Here is a 19,553-nt window from a genome sequence, read left to right as displayed (position 1 = left end):
CGATTGCGGTGGGTCAGCTACAGATAAGCAGACTGACACATTGCCATCGGGGGCAAGCCCCCTCCCACAGGTTGATTGATGTTGGTTTCAGGGTTTTGCCATCACCGCGATAAACAGCTGCGACTCCAGAATCCGCTGCAGCCACGCCTGAAGCCGTGGATACGGCGCCCCCGCAAACCATTCGCGATCCACATGAGCGAACTGCCGTACGAACGGCACAACGGCCGCGTCCGCCAGGCTCATGTGCCCGGCGAGCAGGTATTCATGGTCCGCCAGCAAGTCCTCCAGCCTTTGCAGGAACACCTCACCCTCGGCCCGATAATGTTCCATTGCGTGCTCAGGGTAGCGCTCGGCGTACTTGTATCGATTCAAGTGATGTCTGAACACCTGGTCATTCTCGGCGATCAACGCCAGCACCGCAGGATCGCCTTGCAGCAGCCAATCCTCGGGATCGTGCTGCGCCAGGGCCCATTTCATGATCTCCAGGCTTTCCTCGATCACCCGGCCGTCAAGGCTCAAAACCGGCACCGTGCCCTTGGGCGACAACGCCAGCATGTCGGCCGGTTTTGCCTTGAGGCTCACCTCGATGATCTCCACCGGTACGCCTGAATAGCGCAACGCCAACCGCGCGCGCATGGCATAGGGGCAGCGCCGGAACGAGTACAGCAGCGCCGCGCTCACTTGACCTCCAGGGTGCTCAAGCCATTGCCCTGGCGCTTGACCTGGATCTGCACCGGGATGCGTTCGTGCATTTCCTGCACGTGGGAGATTACCGCCACCTTGCGCCCCTGGGCCTGCAAACCGTCCAGGGCGTCCATCGCCAGTTGCAGGGATTCGGGGTCGAGGCTGCCGAAACCTTCGTCGATAAACAGCGACTCGATCTTCAAGGTACTGGACGCCATCGACGCCAGACCCAGGGCGAGCGCCAGGGAGACGAGGAAGGTTTCACCGCCCGACAGCGAGTGCACCGAGCGCAGTTCGTCGCCCATCTCGGTGTCCATCACCAGCAGGCCAAGCATGCTGCCGCCGCGTTTAAGGCGGTAGCGGCGCACCAGCTGGCGCAATTGCACGTTGGCGTGGTGCACCAGCAGGTCGAGGTTGTAGGCCTGGGCGATTTTGCGGAACGTGTCGCCGGTGGCCGAACCGATCAGCGCATTCAGGCGGGCCCAACGCTGCCATTGGTCATAGGCCTTGGCGATCTGCTCGGCCAGGGCGTGGTTGGCGTCCTGGCGCCGCTGGTCTTCGGCCTGGCGGGCGCGCAGTTCGGCGCAGTGTTTCTCGCCCTCGGCCAGTTGCTGGTTGAGCGCGGCAAGGCTGTTGTCCAGCTGCTCGGCGTCCAGGTTGCCGTTGTGCAAGGCCTGATGTTCGGCCAGGCGCTGTTCGCGCTCCTGCAGCAAGACACCGGCTTGTTCAACGGCTTTTTCGCGGGTGTGCGACTGCTGGCGCAGGTCCGTGACCTCGGCCTCGTCGAAGGCCAGCAGGCGGGTCAGGCCTTGGTCATCCAGCTCGGGATGCGCGGCGCGCCACGCAGTGATGCGCGTGTCCAAGGCTTGTTGCTCCGTCTCGAGCGCTTGCTGACGTTCAAGCAGGGCCTTGAGATCGGCGACCAGTTGCACCAGCGCGGTGTGCACCGCGTGCAGTTCCTGGCTGGCGTCGGCTTCGCTTTGGCGCGCCTGGCTGACGGCCTGGTCCAACTGCTGTTGCCACTGTTCGGCGCTCTCGTGAGTGCCGAGCAAGTCGCTGAGTTTGGCCTGGGCGTCGTGTTGCCGGGTGCAGAGCTGCGCGACCTGCAGATTCAGGGCTTCTGACTGCTGCTGGCGATGCTGCTGATGGGTCTGTTGTTTTTCGATGGCCTGCTGGCGCTCTTGCTGCTCGGCCAGTTCATCGCGCTGATGGCCCAGTTGCTCGAGACGCTGGCTGACCTGCTGGTCGAGTTGCATGAAGGTCGCCGCCGGCTCACTGCGCAAACCTTCCAGGGTGGCGGCGGGCAACAGGCTGGCGAAGCTGGCAAGCTCGGTGTCGAGGCGCTCGCGGTCACCGGCCAGGGCGCGCTGCTGGTCGAGCAACAATTGTCGGGCCTGCTGGCTCGCGTCCTGGGCGGCCTGCAATTGCTGCTGCAAACGCCCGGCGTTTTGTTGCAGGTTGAGCAGGGCGCCCTGGCGCTGTTCGTCCTGGGCGATGCTTTGCGTCAGTTGCGCCAGTTGCTGGGCCAGCCAGTCGGTGCGCTTGACCGCGTCCTGATGCAACAGCGTCGCGTACAGTGGGTGCGCTTCAAGGCTCGGCGCCAACGCCTGCTGCTGCAGCGCCAGCTGTTCCTGTTGGGCTAGAAATTCCTTTTGCTGGGCGATCAGCCCACCCACTTCGCCGCGTAGCTCGGTGAGTTTTTCCTTGAGGCGGTCGACGGCTTGCTGCGCTGTGGCCTCTTCGCTTTCATCGTGGCGACCCAGGCTCTGCAACAGCGCTTCGGGCTGGTGATAGGGATGTTCGTGGCTGCCGCAGACCGGGCAGGGCTGGCCATCCTGCAACTGTTCGCGCAGTTCCTCGACGCTGGCACTGCGGGCCAGGCGCTGGCGCTCCAGCAGTTGCTTGGTCACCGTCAGGGTTTGCTCGGCCACCGTCAGTTCGGCTTTGGTTTGCAGGCCGGTCTGGTTCAGTTGCTCGCGCTGCTGCGCCGCGTCGGCGAGTTTCTGCGCCAGGGTGCCAGCCTGGGTGTCGAGCTGCTGTTGACTGCCCCACAAGCGTGCGAGGTCTTCGAAAGCGCGTTGTTGCTTGCGATTGTCCTGCAGGAGGCTGGCGAGCAATTGAATTTGCTCGGCCACCGCGTGGGGTTCGGCGCCGGCCTCCTGGTACAGCAGGTCCAGGGCCTCGCGTTGCAGGGTAAATTGCTCGACGGCGGCGTTGACGCGCTGTTCAAGCTGCGGCAGTTCAGCCTCGCCCTGGTTCAGGCGATTGCCGATCATCATCAGTTGTTGCAGGCGGTCGCGGTAGGCCGTCCAGGCATCGCTCAGTGGCGCGAGGGTGGCGCTGCGCTCAAGTTCGGTGGCCAGGCTTTGCAGGCGCTCGGCGACCTGGGCCTGTTTGTCCTGCAAGCCTGTGAGCAAGACGTGGCCTTCGTGGCAGGCGCTTTCGTGCTGCTGCTTTTCCTCGGTGCGCTTGGCCAGCTCTTTGGTCAAGTGGGTGAGGGTGGTCTGTTCTTCGAAGGCCTGGCGCAGCAAAGGCGCGGCGCTTGCCTGGTTCTGTTGGGCTTGGGCCAGGGCCGATTGGGCGGCGGCCTGCTGTTGTTGCGCCTGTTCCTGACGGCTGTGCAGCGCGGTTTGTTGCTCAAGGTGCTGTTGAATCTGCGCGGCGAGCGGGGCCAGCAATGCGTCGAGTTCAGCGCGACGCACGAAGTGATGGCGTTGCGGCGCGAGCTGGTCCAGGCGCGTCAGGTCCTGGCGCTGCTGGCCTTGGCTGTCCCACAGTTGTTGGGCTTGCTGCAGCTGCTCGGCGGCGCTTTGCCGGCGCTCCTGCCACTCGCGCAACTCCTTGAGCCAGGTGTGCTGCAACTCCAACTGCTTGAGTTGGGCCTGGTGGGTTTTGAGTTGCTGTTGTGCCTGACTCAGTTGTTGATCCAGCTCGGCGCGGGCTTCGGCAGCCAGAGGCACCACGCCGCTGGCCTGGTCCTGCAATTGTTTGTGCACGTCCCTGGCATCCTTGGCCTTGTCGAACGCACGGCGGCCCAGTTGGGTATACAGCGCGGTGTCGGTGAGCTTTTCCAGCAGTTCGCTGCGCTCGTTGTCGTTGGCCTTGAGAAAGGCGCTGAACTCGCTTTGCGCCAGCAGCACTGCGCGGGTGAATTGTTCGAAGTTCAGGCCCAGGGCCAGTTCCAGCTGGGTCTTGTATTCGGTTTTCTGACTGGCCAGCAGTTGCTCGCTGTCCAGGTCGATCAGGCTCTGGCGGCTGTTCTGCAACTTGCCGCTGGCCTTGTCGCGCGCGCGATTGGCTTCCCAGCGCGCACGGTAGCGGCGGCCGCTGACGCCGACGAAATCCACCTCGGCATAACCACCGCCGGTGCCCCGTCTGAGCAGGGTGCGCGGGTCGCCGATGGAAATGTCGCTGTCGGCATCCGGCATCTTGGCCTGGCCGGTATCGCCCAGGCGCGGCACCGCGCCAAACAGCGCCAGGCACAGCGCATCGAGCAGGGTGCTCTTGCCGGCGCCGGTCGGCCCGGTGATGGCGAACAGACCGGCACTGGCCAGCGGCTCGGCGGTGAAGTCGATCTCGAACGGTCCGGCCAGGGACGCGAGGTTTTTCAGGCGGATGGCGAGGATCTTCATGGCTGTTCGCCCTCCTGTTGCACTTCCTGGAGCAGCACGGCGAAGTCCTTCAAGGTCTGTTCATCCACTTCGCTGCCATAGCTGTCCTGCCAGGCGCGGCTGAACAATTCCTGGGGGGTGAGTTGGTCGAGTTCGACCAGGCGCTCCTCATCATTGCCTTCGCGCGGGCCATTGCCTGCGTATTCGGCGGCGATGCGCACCAGGCGCACGGCCTTGCCTTGCAGGGCATTTTCGATCTGCTGGCGCAGGTCCGGCTGCGGTTCGTCAAGGCGTACCCGGACTTCCAGCCATGGGTGACGTTGGGTTTCGGCCAGCAAATCCACATCGGGCAAGTCGGCCAGCTGTTTGAGGATATCTGCCAGAGGCGCGGCCTCCAGGCGTTGCAGATTGACCGAGCGCGGGATCGGCAGCGGTTCGACGCTGACCAGCCTTTCGCCCTGGAACGTCACGTCGAGCACCTGGTGCTTGTAGCCGATTTCGGAAAAAGACAGCGGAATCGGCGAACCGCTGTAGCGGATACGCTCTTCGCCATTCACCTTCTGCGGCTTGTGCAAGTGGCCGAGGGCGACGTAGCCGACACTTCTATCGAAGAGGTTGGCCGGCAGCGCCTCGGCATTGCCGATGATCAGGCTGCGCTCGGAGTCTTCCGACACCGAACCCCCGGCCATGTGCGCATGGCTGATGGCAATCAGCGCCTGGCCCTTTTTGCGTTTGGCGTTGGCGGCGGCGATCAGCCATTCATGCACCTGGCCGATGCCCTGCAGGTAATCATCGCCCAACTGCGCGCCCGTGACCTCCGCCGGGCGCAGGAACGGCAGCGCCAGGCACCAGGCGGCGATCTTGCCTTTGGCATCCGGCAACGGGATCAACAGGCGTTCGGCATCCAACTGGCCATCATCGAGCCACAACACCCGGCCCAGGGCGTGGGTGCGCAGGCGGCGCATCAACGGTGCGGGCAATTCGATGCGCGACCCGGAGTCATGATTGCCGGCAATCATCACGATCGTCAGTGTCGGGTTTTGTTCGTGGGCGCTGATGATGAAGTCATACAGGCGCTCCTGTGCCTTGAGCGGCGGGTTGACCGTGTCGAAAATATCGCCGGCGATCAACAGCGCCTCCGGGCGGTGGGCCTTTAACTGGTCCAGCAGCCATTCGAGGAAACAGGCGTGTTCGAAGTCGCGTTCCTGGCCGTGCAGGTTTTGCCCAAGGTGCCAGTCGGAGGTGTGGAACAGACGCAAGGCGAACTCCGTGCAGAAGAGGAAAAGGAGGGGAGTTTACCTGTAAAAGCACACGGGGTGCCTGCGGGTAGCCCCGGACCCAGTGTGGGAGGGGGCTTGCCTCCTCCCACAGGGGATCGCGTTGTTTTATTGGGTATCCGTGCCCCAACAAAAAATGCGCCCCTGAGGGCGCATTTCTTTGTTCGGTCAGCGATCGCCTGTCAGGCAGGCGCATTCCAGGCCCGATCACCGTGCTCGTCCTTGATGCGAGTCGGCAAGCCCATCACGTCCAGCGCTTTCAGGAACGGCTCGGCCGGCAGTTCCTCGACGTTGGCCATGTGTTTCACATCCCACTCACCACGCGCTACCAGCAGCGCGGCGGCGACCGGTGGCACGCCGGCGGTGTAGGAGATGCCCTGGCTGTCGGTCTCGGCGAAGGCTTCCTCGTGGTCGGCCACGTTGTAGATGAACATCTCGCGCGGCTGGCCATCCTTGGTGCCTTTGACCAGGTCACCGATGCAGGTCTTGCCGGTGTAGCCGGGGGCGAGCGAAGACGGGTCGGGCAGGACGGCCTTGACCACTTTCAACGGCACCACTTCCAGGCCTTCGGCGGTGGTGACCGGTTTCTCGGAGAGCAGGCCGAGGTTTTTCAGCACGGTGAACACATTGATGTAGTGTTCGCCGAAGCTCATCCAGAAGCGCACGTTGGGCACGTCGAGGTTTTTCGACAGTGAGTGCACTTCATCGTGGCCGGTGAGGTAGAGGTTCTGCGAGCCGACGACCGGCAGGTCGTCGGTGCGTTTGACTTCGAACATGGTGTTGCTGGTCCACTGGCTGTTCTGCCAGCTCCACACCTGTCCGGTGAACTCGCGGAAGTTGATTTCCGGGTCGAAATTGGTGGCGAAGTATTTGCCATGGGAGCCGGCATTGACGTCGAGGATGTCGATCGAATCAATGCGGTCGAAATGCTGTTGCTGCGCCAGCGCGGCGTACGCGTTGACGACACCCGGGTCGAAGCCCACGCCCAGGATGGCGGTGATGTTCTTCTGTTTGCATTCTTCCAGGTGGTTCCATTCGTAGTTGCCGTACCACGGCGGGGTCTCGCAGACCTTGCCCGGCTCTTCGTGAATGGCGGTGTCGAGGTACGCAACGCCCGTGTCGATGCAGGCACGCAGTACCGACATGTTGAGGAACGCGGAACCCACGTTGATGACGATCTGCGATTCAGTCTCGCGGATCAGGGCCTTGGTCGCTTCCACGTCCAGGGCGTTCAGCGCGAAGGCCTGGATGTCGGCGGGAACCTTGAGGCTACCCTTGGCCTTGACGCTGTCGATGATGGCCTGGCATTTGGAGATGTTGCGCGACGCGATAGCAATACGACCGAGTTCGTCGTTGTGCTGCGCGCACTTGTGGGCCACCACCTTGGCGACACCTCCTGCACCAATGATAAGAACGTTCTTTTTCAATTGCTTTATCTCTCCTTTATCCGCCAGCTTACGAAAGGCTGGACAGGTAGTCGTCGTAACCAAATTCACGAACCACTTCGACTGTACCGTCGAGTTGTTTCACTACGATGGACGGCATTTTCAGGCCGTTGAACCAGTTTTTCTTGACCATGGTGTAGCCCGCGGTGTCGATGAACGACAGCCGATCGCCGATGGCCAGCGGACGATCAAATTGATACTCGCCGAAAATATCCCCGGCCAGGCAGGATTTGCCGCACACCATGACGGTGTGTTCGCCTTCGCTTGGCGCCAGCTTGGCGTTGAGGCGATAGATCAGCAGGTCCAGCAAGTGGGCTTCGATGGAGCTGTCGACCACGGCCAGGTTCTTGCCGTTGTAGAGCGTGTCGAGCACGGTGACTTCGAGCGACGCGCTGTTGGTGATCGCCGCTTCCCCCGGTTCCAGGTACACCTGCACGCCGTACTTCTCGGAGAATGCTTTCAAACGCGCGCAAAACGCGTCCAGCGCATAGCCTTCACCGGTGAAATGGATGCCGCCGCCGAGGCTGACCCACTGGACCTTGTGCAGCAGCGCGCCGAAGCGTTCTTCGATGGTGCCGAGCATTTTGTCGAACAGACTGAAATCGCCGTTCTCGCAGTTGTTGTGGAACATGAAACCGGAGATTTGCTCGATCACGCCTTCGATCTTCACCGGGTCCCATTCGCCCAGGCGGCTGAACGGACGCGCCGGGTCGGCCAGCAGGTAATCGGAGCTGCTCACTTGCGGGTTGACCCGCAGGCCGCGGGTCTTGCCCTCGGAGCGCTCGGCAAAGCGCTGCAGCTGGCTGATGGAGTTGAAGATGATCTTGTCGCAGTTGTCCAGCATCTCTTCGATTTCATCATCGGCCCAGGCCACGCTGTAGGCGTGCGCCTCACCTTCGAACTTCTGGCGGCCGAGCTTCAACTCATACAGCGACGACGAGGTGGTGCCGTCCATGTATTGCTGCATCAGGTCGAACACCGACCAGGTGGCAAAGCACTTGAGTGCCAGCAGAGCCTTGGCGCCGGACTGCTCGCGCACGTAGGCAATCTTCTGCATGTTGACCAGAAGCTTCTGTTTATCGATGAGGTAGTACGGCGTTTTGATCATTTTTGAGAGCCTGCGGCGGTGCCTGCCAAAAAAGGACACGCATTGTGCCCGCACTTGGAACAGATCGAAAGGTTAGTGGGCGGAATTTGCTGCGCCGGGTTTCGAGCATAGGCCCTGAGTATGACCGTCCATGGTTATACACCGACCTGATGTGGGAGGGGCGGTGCGACGATTCGACTTGCTCTCGATGGCGGCCTCTGGGCCGACCAGGATGGTGGATTGGACCGAGTACATATCCGTTTCTGCGGTAACGGCTGCTAATGGTTCCGCTTTTACAGCGGCTCACTTTTGAAAAGCGCAAAAGTAAGCAAAACGCTCTTGCCCCACCACTCGGCACCTCGCTCATGCTCGGTGTGCCCGAACGCAGGCTTGAATCCGTGGGCCGCCGCAATGGGCCATCCATGGCCCAGTGCGGCTAACCCGGCGTCCTGCCGGGTTACCCACGGATTCAAGCCTGCGTTCGGCCAGCGTGGTTTAACGGGGCGCCTGAGATCAAGATCAAAAGCGACTCGCTGCGCATCGTGGTTACGGGTGGGCGCGGCTGCGTTATGTAGGAGCGAGCTTGCTCGCGAAAAACTCACAGGCGCCGCGTTGATTCAGGAAGCACGCGTTATCGTTGACGTTTTTCGCGAGCAAGCTCGCTCCTACAGACGGCGGTGTACGCCACGATGCGAAGCGAGCCGCTCTTGCTCTTGCTTTTGATCTTAGGCGCCCCGTCAAACCACGCTGGCCGCAATTCGATATTGATGTGGGGGGTAAACCGGCAGGACGCCGGTTTAGCCGCCCCGCGCCATGGATGGCGCGTGGCGGCGGCCCCCCACATCAATGTCGGATTGCGGGCACACCGAGCATTAGCGAGGTGCCGAGTGGTGGGGCAAGAGCCCTTTTGGTTACTTTTGGGGCTCTTTTCCAAAAGTGACCCGCTGTAAAAGCGGAACCCTAAGTAGCCGTGACCGCAGCAACGGATATGTACTCAACCCAATCCACCATCCCGGCCGCCCCAGAGGCCGCCATCGGGGGCAAGCCCCCTCCCACATTGAGCGCGATATGCAGTCGGGGCACTGACATCAAACCGTCATCTTTCCACCACCTTCCTGCCACATTCCCTCGCTAATGTCCTCGCCAATGAGATCGATCTCAAGCGAGCCCCAATGACTGACCTGAAAGACGTAGCACGCCTGGCTGGCGTGTCCCGCGCCACCGCTGCACGCACTTTTGCTTCCCCGGACCAGGTGCGCCCGGTGACCCGTGAGCAGGTGTTCGCCGCCGCCCGTGAGTTGGGTTTCCGGCCGAACCTGCTGGGCCGCCAGTTGCGCCTGCAGACCACCCAACTGATCGGCGTCGTGGTGCCCAACCTGCTCAACCCGGTGTTCGCCGAGCAGTTCCAGGCCATGGAGCGCGCCGCGCGGTCTCGGGGCTACAGCCTGGTGCTGGCCACCACCGATTACAGCAGCGAGCGCGAAAGCACGGTAGTGGAAGAACTGTTGCGCCAGCGCGTCGACGGTCTGGTACTGACGGTCACCGATGCCGAAAGCAATGCCGTGCTCAGCAGCCTGAACACCGAAAAGACACCCTTCGTGCTGGCCTACCATCAGCCGAGCAACCCCAACTACAGCGCCGTGTCGGTCGACAACCGCGCGGGCATGGCCCTGGCCACGCGTTATCTGCTGGACGCCGGGCACCGCCGGATCAGCATGGTCGCCGGCCCCGCGTTGCAGTCCGACCGTGCCCGTCTGCGGCATGCGGGGTATTGCGAGGCGATGGAAGCGTACGGTCTCAAGAGCCGCCCGGTGATCGAAATGCCGGCCCACACCCAGGCCGAGTTCACGGCGATCGCGCCGTTTCTCAAGAGCCCCGACGCGCCCACGGCGTTGGTGTGTTCCAACGACTTCCTGGCGATCAGCCTGATTGCCGAACTGCGCCGCAACGCCTGGAACGTTCCCGGGCAACTGTCTGTGATGGGCTTCGATGGCATCAGCCTCGGCACCCAGATGCACCCGACCCTGTGCAGCGTGGTGCAGCCCATTGCGCTGCTGGCCAGCACCGTGATTGACCAACTGCTGGCGCAAATCGCCGGCAACGCCCCGACGTCCCATTGCCTGCCTTGCCATATCCGGCCAGGCGAAAGTACCCAGCCCCATGAGGAGACCCTTGATGCGCGCACTCAGTAAAACCCTGGCAGCCCTGCTGCTGTGCGGTGCGGCCAGCCTGGCCCAGGCCGCCGACACTGCGATTTGCTACAACTGCCCGCCGGACTGGGCCGATTGGGGCACCCAGCTCAAGGCCATCGCCGCCAGCACCGGCGTGCAGGTGCCGCTGGACAACAAAAACTCCGGCCAGTCCCTGGCGCAGTTGGTGGCGGAAAAAGCCGCGCCGGTGGCCGACGTCGTTTACTACGGCGTGACCTTCGGCCTGCAGGCGCAAAAAGCCGAGGTGGTCGACACCTACAAACCCAAGGCCTGGGAGCAGATTCCCGCCGGCCTGAAAGACCCCGCCGGCCATTGGTTCGCGATCCATTCCGGGACCCTGGGCATCATGGTCAACGTCGACGCACTCGGCGGTCTGCCGGTGCCGCAAAGCTGGGCCGACCTGCTCAAGCCTGAGTACAAAGGCATGGTCGGTTACCTCGATCCGTCCAGCGCCTTTGTCGGCTACGTGTCGGCGGTGGCGATCAACCGCGCCATGGGCGGTGACCTGGACAACTTCGCCCCGGCCATCGACTACTTTCGCAAACTGGCAAAAAACAGCCCCATCGTGCCCAAGCAGACCGCCTACGCACGGGTACTGTCCGGCGAGTTGCCGATCCTGGTCGACTACGACTTCAACGCCTACCGCGCCCGCTACAAAGACCAGGCCAATGTCGCCTTCGTGATTCCGCAGGAAGGCAGCATCAGCGTGCCCTACGTCATGAGCCTGGTCGCCAACGCGCCACACCGTGCGAACGCGGAAAAAGTCCTCGACTTCGTGCTCTCGGACGAGGGCCAGGCACTGTGGGCCAAGGCCTACCTGCGCCCGGTGCGGCCGATGAAAATGCCGGCGGACGTCGCCGCACAGTTCCTCCCGGACAGTGACTATGCCCGCGCCGGTGTCGTGGACTACGAAAAAATGGCCGCTGTGCAGGAAGCCTTCGCCGCCCGTTACCTGAACGAGGTCAAGTAAGTGGCGACATCGGCAAAACACGCCGCCTGGGCGCTGGCCCCGGCCTTCGCAGTGCTGCTCGCGTTCTGGCTGTTGCCGCTGGCGCACCTGATGGTGCTCGGCGCCGAAAGCCGCGATGGGAGCGGCAGCGGCTACTGGCAGGTGCTCAGCAGTGCGCAGTATTTGGGCAGCCTGGGGCAAACCCTGATGCTGGCAGGGGTGGTGACGCTGGTCGCGCTGGTGATCGGCGGTATCAGCGGTGTCTTCCTCGCCCGGCAACAGTTCTTCGGGCGCTCGGCGCTGGTGGCATTGCTCACGTTCCCGCTGGCGTTTCCCGGGGTGGTGGTGGGGTTCCTGGTGATCCTGCTGGCGGGGCGCCAGGGACTGTTTGCCGCCCTGGGCCTGCAACTGGCCGGTGAGCGCTGGATCTTTGCCTACTCGTTGGCGGGGCTGTTCGTGGGCTACCTGTACTTCTCGATTCCCCGGGTAATTCTGACGGTGATGGCTGCCTGCGAAAGCCTCGACCGCAGCCTGGAGGAGGCCGCGCATTCATTGGGGGCAGGGCACTGGCGCGTGGTCTGCGATGTGATCGTGCCGGGCCTGGCGCCGGCGCTGGCGTCGTGCGGTGCGATCTGTTTTGCCACGTCCATGGGCGCGTTCGGCACGGCGTTCACCCTGGGCACGCGCCTTAACGTCACGCCCGTGGCGATCTATAACGTGTTCACCAATTACGCCAACTTTGCCGTCGCCGCTGCGCTGTCGGTGGTGCTTGGCGCGGTGACCTGGGCCGTGCTGCTGCTCACGCGGCGCCTGGTGAAAAATTCGGGGACTGTGCTGTGAAGCGCTCATCGCTGTTTGTGCTGCAACTGCTGTTTACCCTGTTGGTGTGCGCCTTCATGTTGGTGCCGGTGCTGCTGTCGCTGCTGGCGGGGCTGACACGCAACTTCTTTGTCGGCGTTTCCAGCGGCTTGACCTTCGACTGGTTGATCCAGGTGTGGCAAGCCTATTCACCCACTGTGTGGCTCTCGCTGCAACTGGCCCTGGCCTGCGCGGTGTGCGTCTGCGTGATCGGTGTGCCGGCGGCCTATGCCCTGGTGCGCATGAACAACCGTTTCAGTCGCGCCTTCGAAGAACTGATGGTGTTGCCGGTGGCGATGCCAGGGTTGGCCAGTGCGTTGGCGCTGCTGCTGACGTACGGCCAGTTCGGCAGCTTTCGCAGCAGTTGGCTGTTCATCCTCGTCGGCCATGTGCTGTTCACCTTGCCGTTCCTGGTGCGCCCGGTGATGGCGGTGATGCAGCGCCAGCAACTGCCGGTATTGGAAGAAGCTGCCGCCAGCCTCGGTGCAGGTCCGATCAAGCGCTTTTTCAGCGTGGTGGTGCCCAATTGCCGGGCGGGGATTCTGGCCGGCGTACTGATGGTGGTCACCCTGAGCCTGGGTGAATTCAACCTGACCTGGATGCTCCACACGCCGATGACCAAGACCCTGCCGGTGGGCCTCGCCGACAGCTACGCCTCGGCGCGCCTGGAAATCGCCAGTGCCTACACCCTTATCTTCCTGCTGATGATCGTGCCGCTGTTGATTGCGCTGCAGGCCATCAGTGCCCGTTTGTCCCGTGGAGAGCGTCGATGACCGCTATTACTATTGGCCTGCAAGGCTGTCGCAAGGCGTTTGCCGACGGCACCGTGGCCGTGTATGACCTGGACCTGACCGTCGAAGGCGGCGAAACCCTGGCGATCCTCGGCCCGTCCGGCTGCGGCAAAACCACCACGTTGCGCTTGATCGCCGGCCTGGAACGCCCGGACGTGGGCCAGGTGTTTTTCGGTGATCAGGACGTGACTCGCCTGCCCATTGAGCGCCGCGATGTGGGCATGGTGTTTCAGAACTACGCGCTGTTTCCCAACCTGGATGTGGCCGGCAACATTGTCTACGGCTTGAAGATTCGAGGGATGGCGCCGCGAGAGCGCAACAAGCGCTGCGAAGAACTGCTTGAGTTGGTGGGCTTGCAGCAGCACGGCAAGCGCAGTATCCATGAACTCTCCGGCGGCCAGCGCCAGCGCGTCGCCCTGGCTCGCGCCCTGGCGCCACGCCCGAAAGTATTGCTGCTGGACGAACCGCTGGCGGCCCTCGACGCACAACTGCGCGAGCGCCTGCGCAGTGAGTTGAGCGAACTGCTGCGCGGCCTTGGCATCACCTCGGTGTTCGTCACCCACGACCAGGGCGAAGCCATGGCCCTGGGCGACCGTATCCTGGTGATGGAGCACGGACGCATCGCACAACTGGCCAGCCCACGGGACATTTACCAGAAACCGGCCAATGCCTTTGTCGCAGGCTTTGTCGGCAACCTCAACGCCTTCGCCGTGAGCGGGTCGTCGCCCAAGGGCTTGAAAGTCTGCGGCGGCGAACTGCCGTGGCACGGCGCCGACCAGCCCGACACCCTGTATTGCCGCCCCGAACATCTGCGGGTGATGGAAAGCGAAGGGCACTTGCACGGGCGTCTGCTGGCGCAGTTCTTCCAGGGCGCGCAGAGCCGTTTGCTGGTGGACGTGGGCGGCCCGCAACCGTTGCTGGTCGACAGCAGCGACAACCAGCTGTACGTCGTCGGCGCGCCGATTGCCCTGGCGATTGCGCCGCACATGTTGTTCACCCTGAATGCGTGAGAATCCACTGTGAATCATCCGTTTCTCGTTGCACAGATCAGCGACCTGCACCTCAAGGCCGGTCAGCGCCTCACCTATGGCGTGGTTGACACCCTGGGCGCGCTGCGCCGCGCCGTCGATCACCTGAACGCCAGCCAACCACGGCCTGACATCGTGGTGATCAGCGGCGACCTCGTGGACTTTGGCCGCGCCGATGAGTACGCCGTGCTGCACCCTGAACTCGCGCGCCTGCACATGCCGTTCTATCTGGTACCCGGCAATCACGACGCGCGCGGGCCGTTGCTCGATGCGTTCGGCGATCATGCCTACTTGCCGTTATCGGCAGAGGGCCCGCTGGACTGGGTGGTAGACACGCATCCGCTGCGCCTGATCGGCCTCGACTCCACCATTCCCGGCAGCCATGGTGGCCAGTTGCTGGACAGCCAATTGCACTGGCTCGATGAGCAACTGGCGCTGCGCCCGCAGGCGCCGACCTTGCTGATCCTGCATCACCCGCCGTTTATCAGCGGCATCGGCCATATGGACCGCGAACCCTTCATCAACGCCGCCGCCCTGGAGCGCGTGGTGGCACGCCACCCGCAGGTGGAGCGCCTGTTGTGCGGGCATCTGCATCGGCCGATGCAGCGCCGTTTCGGTGCCAGCCTCAGTTGTGTATGCCCCGGCACGTCCCACCAGATCGTGCTGGATTTGCAGGATGCGGCGCCCGCGCATTTCAACCTGGAGCCGGCGGGGTATCTGTTGCATCGCTGGGATGCGCAACAGGGTTTGATCAGCCATAACGGCGTGTTTGGGGATTATCCGGGGCCGTATCCGTTCTATGACGCGCATGGGTTGATTGACTGAGGTTTCGATTCAGCTGATGTAACAGCTCGGGTACGGCGCCGGACCTGTGGCGAGGGAGCTTGCTCCCGTGAGGGCCGGACAGCCGACGCGTTTCTACCTGACGCTCCGAGGTCCAAATGTGGGAGGGGGCTTGCCCCCGATGGCGGCCTCTGGGCCGACCAGTATCTTGGATCAGACCGAGTACATATCCGTTTCTGCGGTAACGGCTGCTAATGGTTCCGCTTTTACAGCGGCTCACTTTTGAAAAGCGCAAAAGTAAGCAAAACGCTCTTGCCCCACCACTCGGCACCTCGCCCAGGCTCGGTGTGCCCTCTCTCCGGCTTGAATCCGTGGGCCGCCGCAATGGGCCATCCATGGCCCAGTGCGGCTAACCCGGCGTCCTGCCGGGTTGCCCACGGATTCAAGCCTGCGTTCGGCCAGCGTGGTTTAACGGGGCGCCTGAGATCAAAAGCAGATCAAGATCAAGAGCGGCTCGCTTCGCATCGTGGTTACGGGTGGGCACTGCGTTGCTGTCTGTATGAATGAATTTTGTATTCATCTAAAGAAAAATGAGTTTGTCTCATTATCGCCATCTCCCGACAATGGCCGCCATAGATACCGACATTGGAGATAAAAAGTCATGGCAGTCGCTCATTCCCTCGGATTTCCGCGCATTGGACGCGATCGTGAACTGAAAAAAGCGCAGGAAGCGTTCTGGAAGGGCGAGCTCGATGAAGCCGGCCTGCGCGCCGTGGGGCGTGACTTGCGCAAGGCCCATTGGGACCTGCAGAAACAGGCCGGCATCGAGTTGCTGCCCGCCGGTGATTTCGCCTGGTATGACCAGGTGCTGACCCACTCGCTGATGTTTGGCGTGATCCCGGAGCGTTTCCGTCCGGCCGATGGCCAGGCCACGTTGCACACGTTATTCGGCATGGCCCGCGGCGTCAGCGATGCGTGCTGCGCCGGCGCTCACGCCCAGGAGATGACCAAGTGGTTCGATACCAACTATCACTACCTGGTGCCGGAGTTCAGCGTCGATCAGCAATTCCACCTCGGATGGGACCAGTTGTTCGAAGAAGTCCAGGAAGCCCGCGACCTCGGGCACGCCGTCAAGCCGGTGGTGATTGGCCCGCTGACGTACCTGTGGCTGGGCAAGGCCAAGGGCGGCGACTTTGACAAGCTTGATCTGCTCGACCGCCTGCTGCCGCTGTACGGCCAGATCTTCCAGCGCCTGGCGGAGCTGGGTGTGGAGTGGGTGCAGATCGACGAGCCGATCCTGGTGCTCGATCTGCCGCAGGAGTGGAAGAACGCCTTTGAGCGCGCCTACAACCTGATCCAGCGTGATCCGTTGAAGAAACTGGTGGCCACCTACTTTGGCGGGCTGGAAGAAAACCTCGGCCTGGCCGCCAATCTGCCGGTCGACGGGCTGCACATCGACCTGGTACGGGCGCCGGAGCAATACCCGACGATTCTTGATCGCCTGCCGGCTTATAAGGTGCTGTCCCTGGGCGTGGTCAACGGCCGTAACGTGTGGCGCTGTGACCTGGAAAAAGCCTTGGCGACGTTGCAACACGCCCAGGACAAACTTGGTGAGCGCTTGTGGGTCGCGCCGTCCTGTTCACTGCTGCACAGCCCGGTGGATCTGGCGCGTGAAGACCAGTTGGACGGCGAGTTGAAGAGCTGGCTGGCCTTCGCTTTGCAAAAGTGCGCGGAAGTCGCGGTACTGACGCAGGCCCTCGACCAGCCCGAGGCGCCGCAGGTGCTGGCCGCGCTGGCTGAGAGTCGCGCGGTACAGGCTGCGCGCGCCGCTTCGCCGCGTATTCACAAGCCCGCGGTGCAAGCGCGCGTTGCCGCGATCAGCGCCAGGGACAGCCAGCGCCAGTCGCCGTTTGCCCAGCGTATCGAGAAGCAGCGGGTCGGCCTCGACCTGCCGCTGTTTCCCACCACTACCATCGGTTCGTTTCCGCAAACCGCGTCGATTCGCTTGGCGCGCCAGTCGTACAAGGCCGGCAGGTTGAGCGAAGCCGAATACGTCGAAGCAATGCACAGCGAGATCAGGCACGCGGTCGAGGTGCAGGAGAACCTCGGGCTGGATGTGCTGGTGCACGGTGAGGCCGAACGTAACGACATGGTCGAATACTTCGCCGAGCAATTGGACGGCTACGCGTTCAGCCGTTTCGGCTGGGTGCAGAGCTACGGTTCACGCTGTGTGAAACCGGCGCTGATCTACGGCGATCTGAGCCGTCCGAAAGCCATGACGGTGGAGTGGATTCGCTATGCCCAGGGCCTCACGCGCAAGGTGCTCAAGGGCATGTTGACGGGCCCGGTGACCATGCTGATGTGGTCGTTCCCACGGGAAGACGTGAGCCGTGAAGTGCAGGCCCGGCAACTGGCCCTGGCGCTGCGTGACGAGGTGGTGGACCTGGAAGCCGCCGGTATCCGGATCGTGCAGATCGACGAGGCCGCGTTCCGCGAAGGCTTGCCGTTGCGTCAGGCGCAATGGCCGCACTACCTGGACTGGGCCACCGAAGTGTTCCGCCTGTGCGCCTGCGGCGTGCGTGACGAGACCCAGATCCACACCCACATGTGCTACAGCGAATTCAACGATGTGATCGAGTCCATCGCGGCGATGGATGCCGACGTCATCACCATTGAAACCTCGCGCTCGGACATGGCGTTGCTCGATGCGTTCGAAGCCTTCGCCTACCCCAACGACATCGGCCCCGGCGTCTACGACATCCACTCGCCACGGGTGCCGGAGGTGGCGCAGATGGTTGACTTGCTGCGCAAGGCGGCCAAGCGGGTTCCGGCTGAGCGGTTGTGGGTGAACCCCGATTGCGGCCTGAAAACCCGTGGCTGGCCGGAGACGGAAGCGGCGTTGATCCACATGGTGACGGCGGCGCGCCAGCTGCGTGCGGAACTGGGCTGAGGGCGAAGATTGCGCGGTAGACGTTTGCGTTGTACGGCATACTGCGCCAATGACTTTCGACTCGCCGCTCGCCGCTTATCAAGACGCTATCGCCCGGCAGGGCTTCGTGCCCGACGACGCTCAACGCCGGGCGGTGCAGGCCTTGCAAGCCTGTCACCAGGCGTTGCACCAGGGCGGTTCGCCAATTACCGGCGTTTACCTGTGGGGGCCGGTGGGGCGCGGCAAGACCTGGCTGATGGACCAGTTCCATCAAAGCCTGCGCGTGCCCGCGCGCCGCCAGCATTTTCATCACTTCATGGGCTGGGTGCACCAGCGCTCGTTCCAGCTCACCGGGACCCGGGACCCGCTGCAGGCGGTGGCGCGGGAACTGAGCCGGGACGTGCGCGTGCTGTGCTTCGACGAGTTGTTCGTCAATGACATCGGTGACGCAATCATTCTCGGCCGTCTGTTTCAGGTGATGTTCGAGGAGGGCGTGGTGATGGTCTGCACCTCCAATCAACCCCCTGAGCATCTGTACGCCGAAGGTTTCAACCGTGAGCGGTTCTTGCCGGGTATCGCGGCGATCAATCGGAATATGCAGGTGCTGGCCGTGGACGGCGGCGAGGATCATCGCCTGCATCCCGGCGTGGGTCTGCAGCGCTACTGGGTCAATCGGCCCGATGCACTGGCCACGCTGTTCCGGCAGATGAGCGACGGGCAAACCCTCAGCGACGAGAAGGAAGTGAACGTGGGGCATCGCACGATAGCGGCGGTGCAGGCCAGTGACGCGGTGCTGTGGTGCCGTTACGCCGAGCTCTGCGAACAACCCCTGGCGGCGATGGATTTCATGCTGCTGTGTGATCGCTTCAAAGCCATCCTGCTGGGAGAGGTGCCCAACCTCAGCGCACAGCAGCGCCCTGGTCGTATTGCCCGGGGTACCGAAGACGGCGCCGAGCGCGTGGTCGCGGGGGATCGGCAATTGCCGGAGTTGTCCAGGCATGATGACAGCGTGCGACGCTTCATCGCGCTGGTGGATGAGTGTTACGACCGCAAAGTGCCGTTGTTCATCGAGGCCCAGGTGCCGCTGGAGCGTCTCTATACCGAAGGCTACCTGGCGTTTCCTTTTCGTCGCACTTTGAGCCGCTTGCGCGAAATGCAGCTGCAGCGCTTCGGCGCCTGAGAGCCCCGCGTTCACTGCGCTTGAGGCGTTGGATACGTGCAATCTACGCGCTTTCTGTCAGACATTTGTCGTTAATCTCCTTCATCTACTGCCGACTCCATGCTTACAATCAACCTTCTCAAAGGGAATCGGTTCCCTGGTTGTCGTTATCGAGGAAGGAAATGGACACCCCAGACATCCTGGTGCTGCAAGCCAGCTACACCAACGCCGTACACGCCGATGCCATCGGTTCGCTGCTCAACCACTATGCTGAAGACCCGATGGGCGGCGGCCACAGTTTGCCGGCCGACCTGTTGCAGCAACTGCCTGCGGAGCTGGCCAAGCGCCCTCATGCGTTCAGTGTGCTGGCGTTCGTTGGGGGTGTCCCGGCCGGGCTGGTCAATTGCTTCGAAGGGTTTTCGACCTTCGCCTGTCGGCCCTTGGTCAATGTCCACGATGTGGTGGTGGCGCAACAGTTTCGGGGCTTGGGGTTGAGTCAGAAGATGCTGCAGAAGGTCGAGGAAATCGCCCGGCAGCGCGGTTGCTGCAAGATCACCCTGGAAGTGCTTGAAGGCAATGCGCTGGCCCAGTCGGCGTATCGCAAGTTCGGTTTTGACGATTCGGTATTTGATCCCGCCCATGGCCGCATGTTGTTCTGGAACAAGTCACTTTAATAAAAGCACTGCAAAAAAAGGCGCGATGATGATCGTTCCCACGCTCCGCGTGGGAACGCCGCCCCGGA

Annotated in this window: 14 protein-coding genes; 9 read left to right on the top strand and 5 right to left on the bottom strand. The window is 62.8% G+C overall.

What is annotated here, in order from left to right; all coding sequences use genetic code 11:
- Window positions 1-87: 87 nt before the first annotated feature.
- The 5 genes from BFP93_RS10710 to BFP93_RS10690 form a co-directional block, all read right to left on the bottom strand.
- Window positions 88-681, bottom strand: coding sequence for a glutathione S-transferase (locus tag BFP93_RS10710; RefSeq protein WP_065893045.1), 594 nt, complete (start codon window positions 679-681; stop codon window positions 88-90).
- Window positions 678-4,316: an AAA family ATPase gene (locus BFP93_RS10705; protein WP_065893044.1), complete on the bottom strand. Its 3,639-nt coding sequence runs from the start codon at window positions 4,314-4,316 to the stop codon at window positions 678-680. Before BFP93_RS10705 ends, BFP93_RS10710 begins: the two co-directional genes overlap by 4 nt.
- Window positions 4,313-5,554 (bottom strand): exonuclease SbcCD subunit D C-terminal domain-containing protein, encoded by a 1,242-nt coding sequence (locus tag BFP93_RS10700; RefSeq protein ID WP_065893043.1) that lies wholly within the window; start codon window positions 5,552-5,554, stop codon window positions 4,313-4,315. Before BFP93_RS10700 ends, BFP93_RS10705 begins: the two co-directional genes overlap by 4 nt.
- A 200-nt stretch (window positions 5,555-5,754) precedes the next feature.
- Entirely contained in the window at window positions 5,755-6,999 is a 1,245-nt protein-coding gene (locus tag BFP93_RS10695; RefSeq protein WP_065893042.1) for a saccharopine dehydrogenase family protein, read from the bottom strand.
- Window positions 7,000-7,027: 28 nt separating this feature from the next.
- Window positions 7,028-8,125 (bottom strand): carboxynorspermidine decarboxylase, encoded by a 1,098-nt coding sequence (locus BFP93_RS10690; protein ID WP_065887408.1) that lies wholly within the window; start codon window positions 8,123-8,125, stop codon window positions 7,028-7,030.
- 1,151 nt (window positions 8,126-9,276) lie between these two features.
- Between BFP93_RS10690 and BFP93_RS10685 the strand changes: the two genes are divergently transcribed.
- From BFP93_RS10685 to BFP93_RS10645, 9 genes are all read left to right on the top strand, one after another.
- On the top strand, window positions 9,277-10,296 hold the full coding sequence (locus tag BFP93_RS10685; RefSeq protein WP_065887407.1) for a LacI family DNA-binding transcriptional regulator: 1,020 nt from the start codon (window positions 9,277-9,279) through the stop codon (window positions 10,294-10,296).
- Window positions 10,280-11,284, top strand: a complete 1,005-nt coding sequence (locus BFP93_RS10680; RefSeq protein ID WP_065887406.1) for an ABC transporter substrate-binding protein — start codon at window positions 10,280-10,282, stop codon at window positions 11,282-11,284. The genes BFP93_RS10685 and BFP93_RS10680 overlap by 17 nt, the downstream gene beginning before the upstream one ends.
- Window positions 11,285-12,103: an ABC transporter permease gene (locus BFP93_RS10675; RefSeq protein ID WP_065893041.1), complete on the top strand. Its 819-nt coding sequence runs from the start codon at window positions 11,285-11,287 to the stop codon at window positions 12,101-12,103.
- Window positions 12,100-12,894 carry an ABC transporter permease gene (locus BFP93_RS10670; RefSeq protein WP_065887404.1) on the top strand — a complete coding sequence of 265 codons (795 nt, stop codon included), beginning with the start codon at window positions 12,100-12,102 and terminating at the stop codon, window positions 12,892-12,894. The genes BFP93_RS10675 and BFP93_RS10670 overlap by 4 nt, the downstream gene beginning before the upstream one ends.
- Window positions 12,891-13,922: an ABC transporter ATP-binding protein gene (locus BFP93_RS10665; RefSeq protein ID WP_065893040.1), complete on the top strand. Its 1,032-nt coding sequence runs from the start codon at window positions 12,891-12,893 to the stop codon at window positions 13,920-13,922. The genes BFP93_RS10670 and BFP93_RS10665 overlap by 4 nt, the downstream gene beginning before the upstream one ends.
- Before the next feature lie 9 nt (window positions 13,923-13,931).
- Entirely contained in the window at window positions 13,932-14,765 is an 834-nt protein-coding gene (locus BFP93_RS10660; protein WP_065893039.1) for a phosphodiesterase, read from the top strand.
- 619 nt (window positions 14,766-15,384) lie between these two features.
- Window positions 15,385-17,673 carry a 5-methyltetrahydropteroyltriglutamate--homocysteine S-methyltransferase gene (metE, locus tag BFP93_RS10655; protein WP_065893038.1) on the top strand — a complete coding sequence of 763 codons (2,289 nt, stop codon included), beginning with the start codon at window positions 15,385-15,387 and terminating at the stop codon, window positions 17,671-17,673.
- A gap of 49 nt (window positions 17,674-17,722) precedes the next feature.
- A complete protein-coding gene (gene zapE, locus BFP93_RS10650) occupies window positions 17,723-18,832 on the top strand; it encodes a cell division protein ZapE (RefSeq protein ID WP_065893037.1) in 1,110 nt (369 codons plus the stop codon).
- A 161-nt stretch (window positions 18,833-18,993) separates the two neighbouring features.
- Window positions 18,994-19,485 (top strand): GNAT family N-acetyltransferase, encoded by a 492-nt coding sequence (locus BFP93_RS10645; RefSeq protein ID WP_065893036.1) that lies wholly within the window; start codon window positions 18,994-18,996, stop codon window positions 19,483-19,485.
- The last annotated feature ends 68 nt before the right edge of the window (window positions 19,486-19,553 follow it).

This window comes from Pseudomonas sp. 44 R 15, assembly GCF_900004965.1.
GTDB lineage: Bacteria > Pseudomonadota > Gammaproteobacteria > Pseudomonadales > Pseudomonadaceae > Aquipseudomonas > Aquipseudomonas orientalis_A.
Note: the sequence above shows the minus strand (reverse complement) of the source record. Positions and strands in the feature narration are given on the sequence as shown.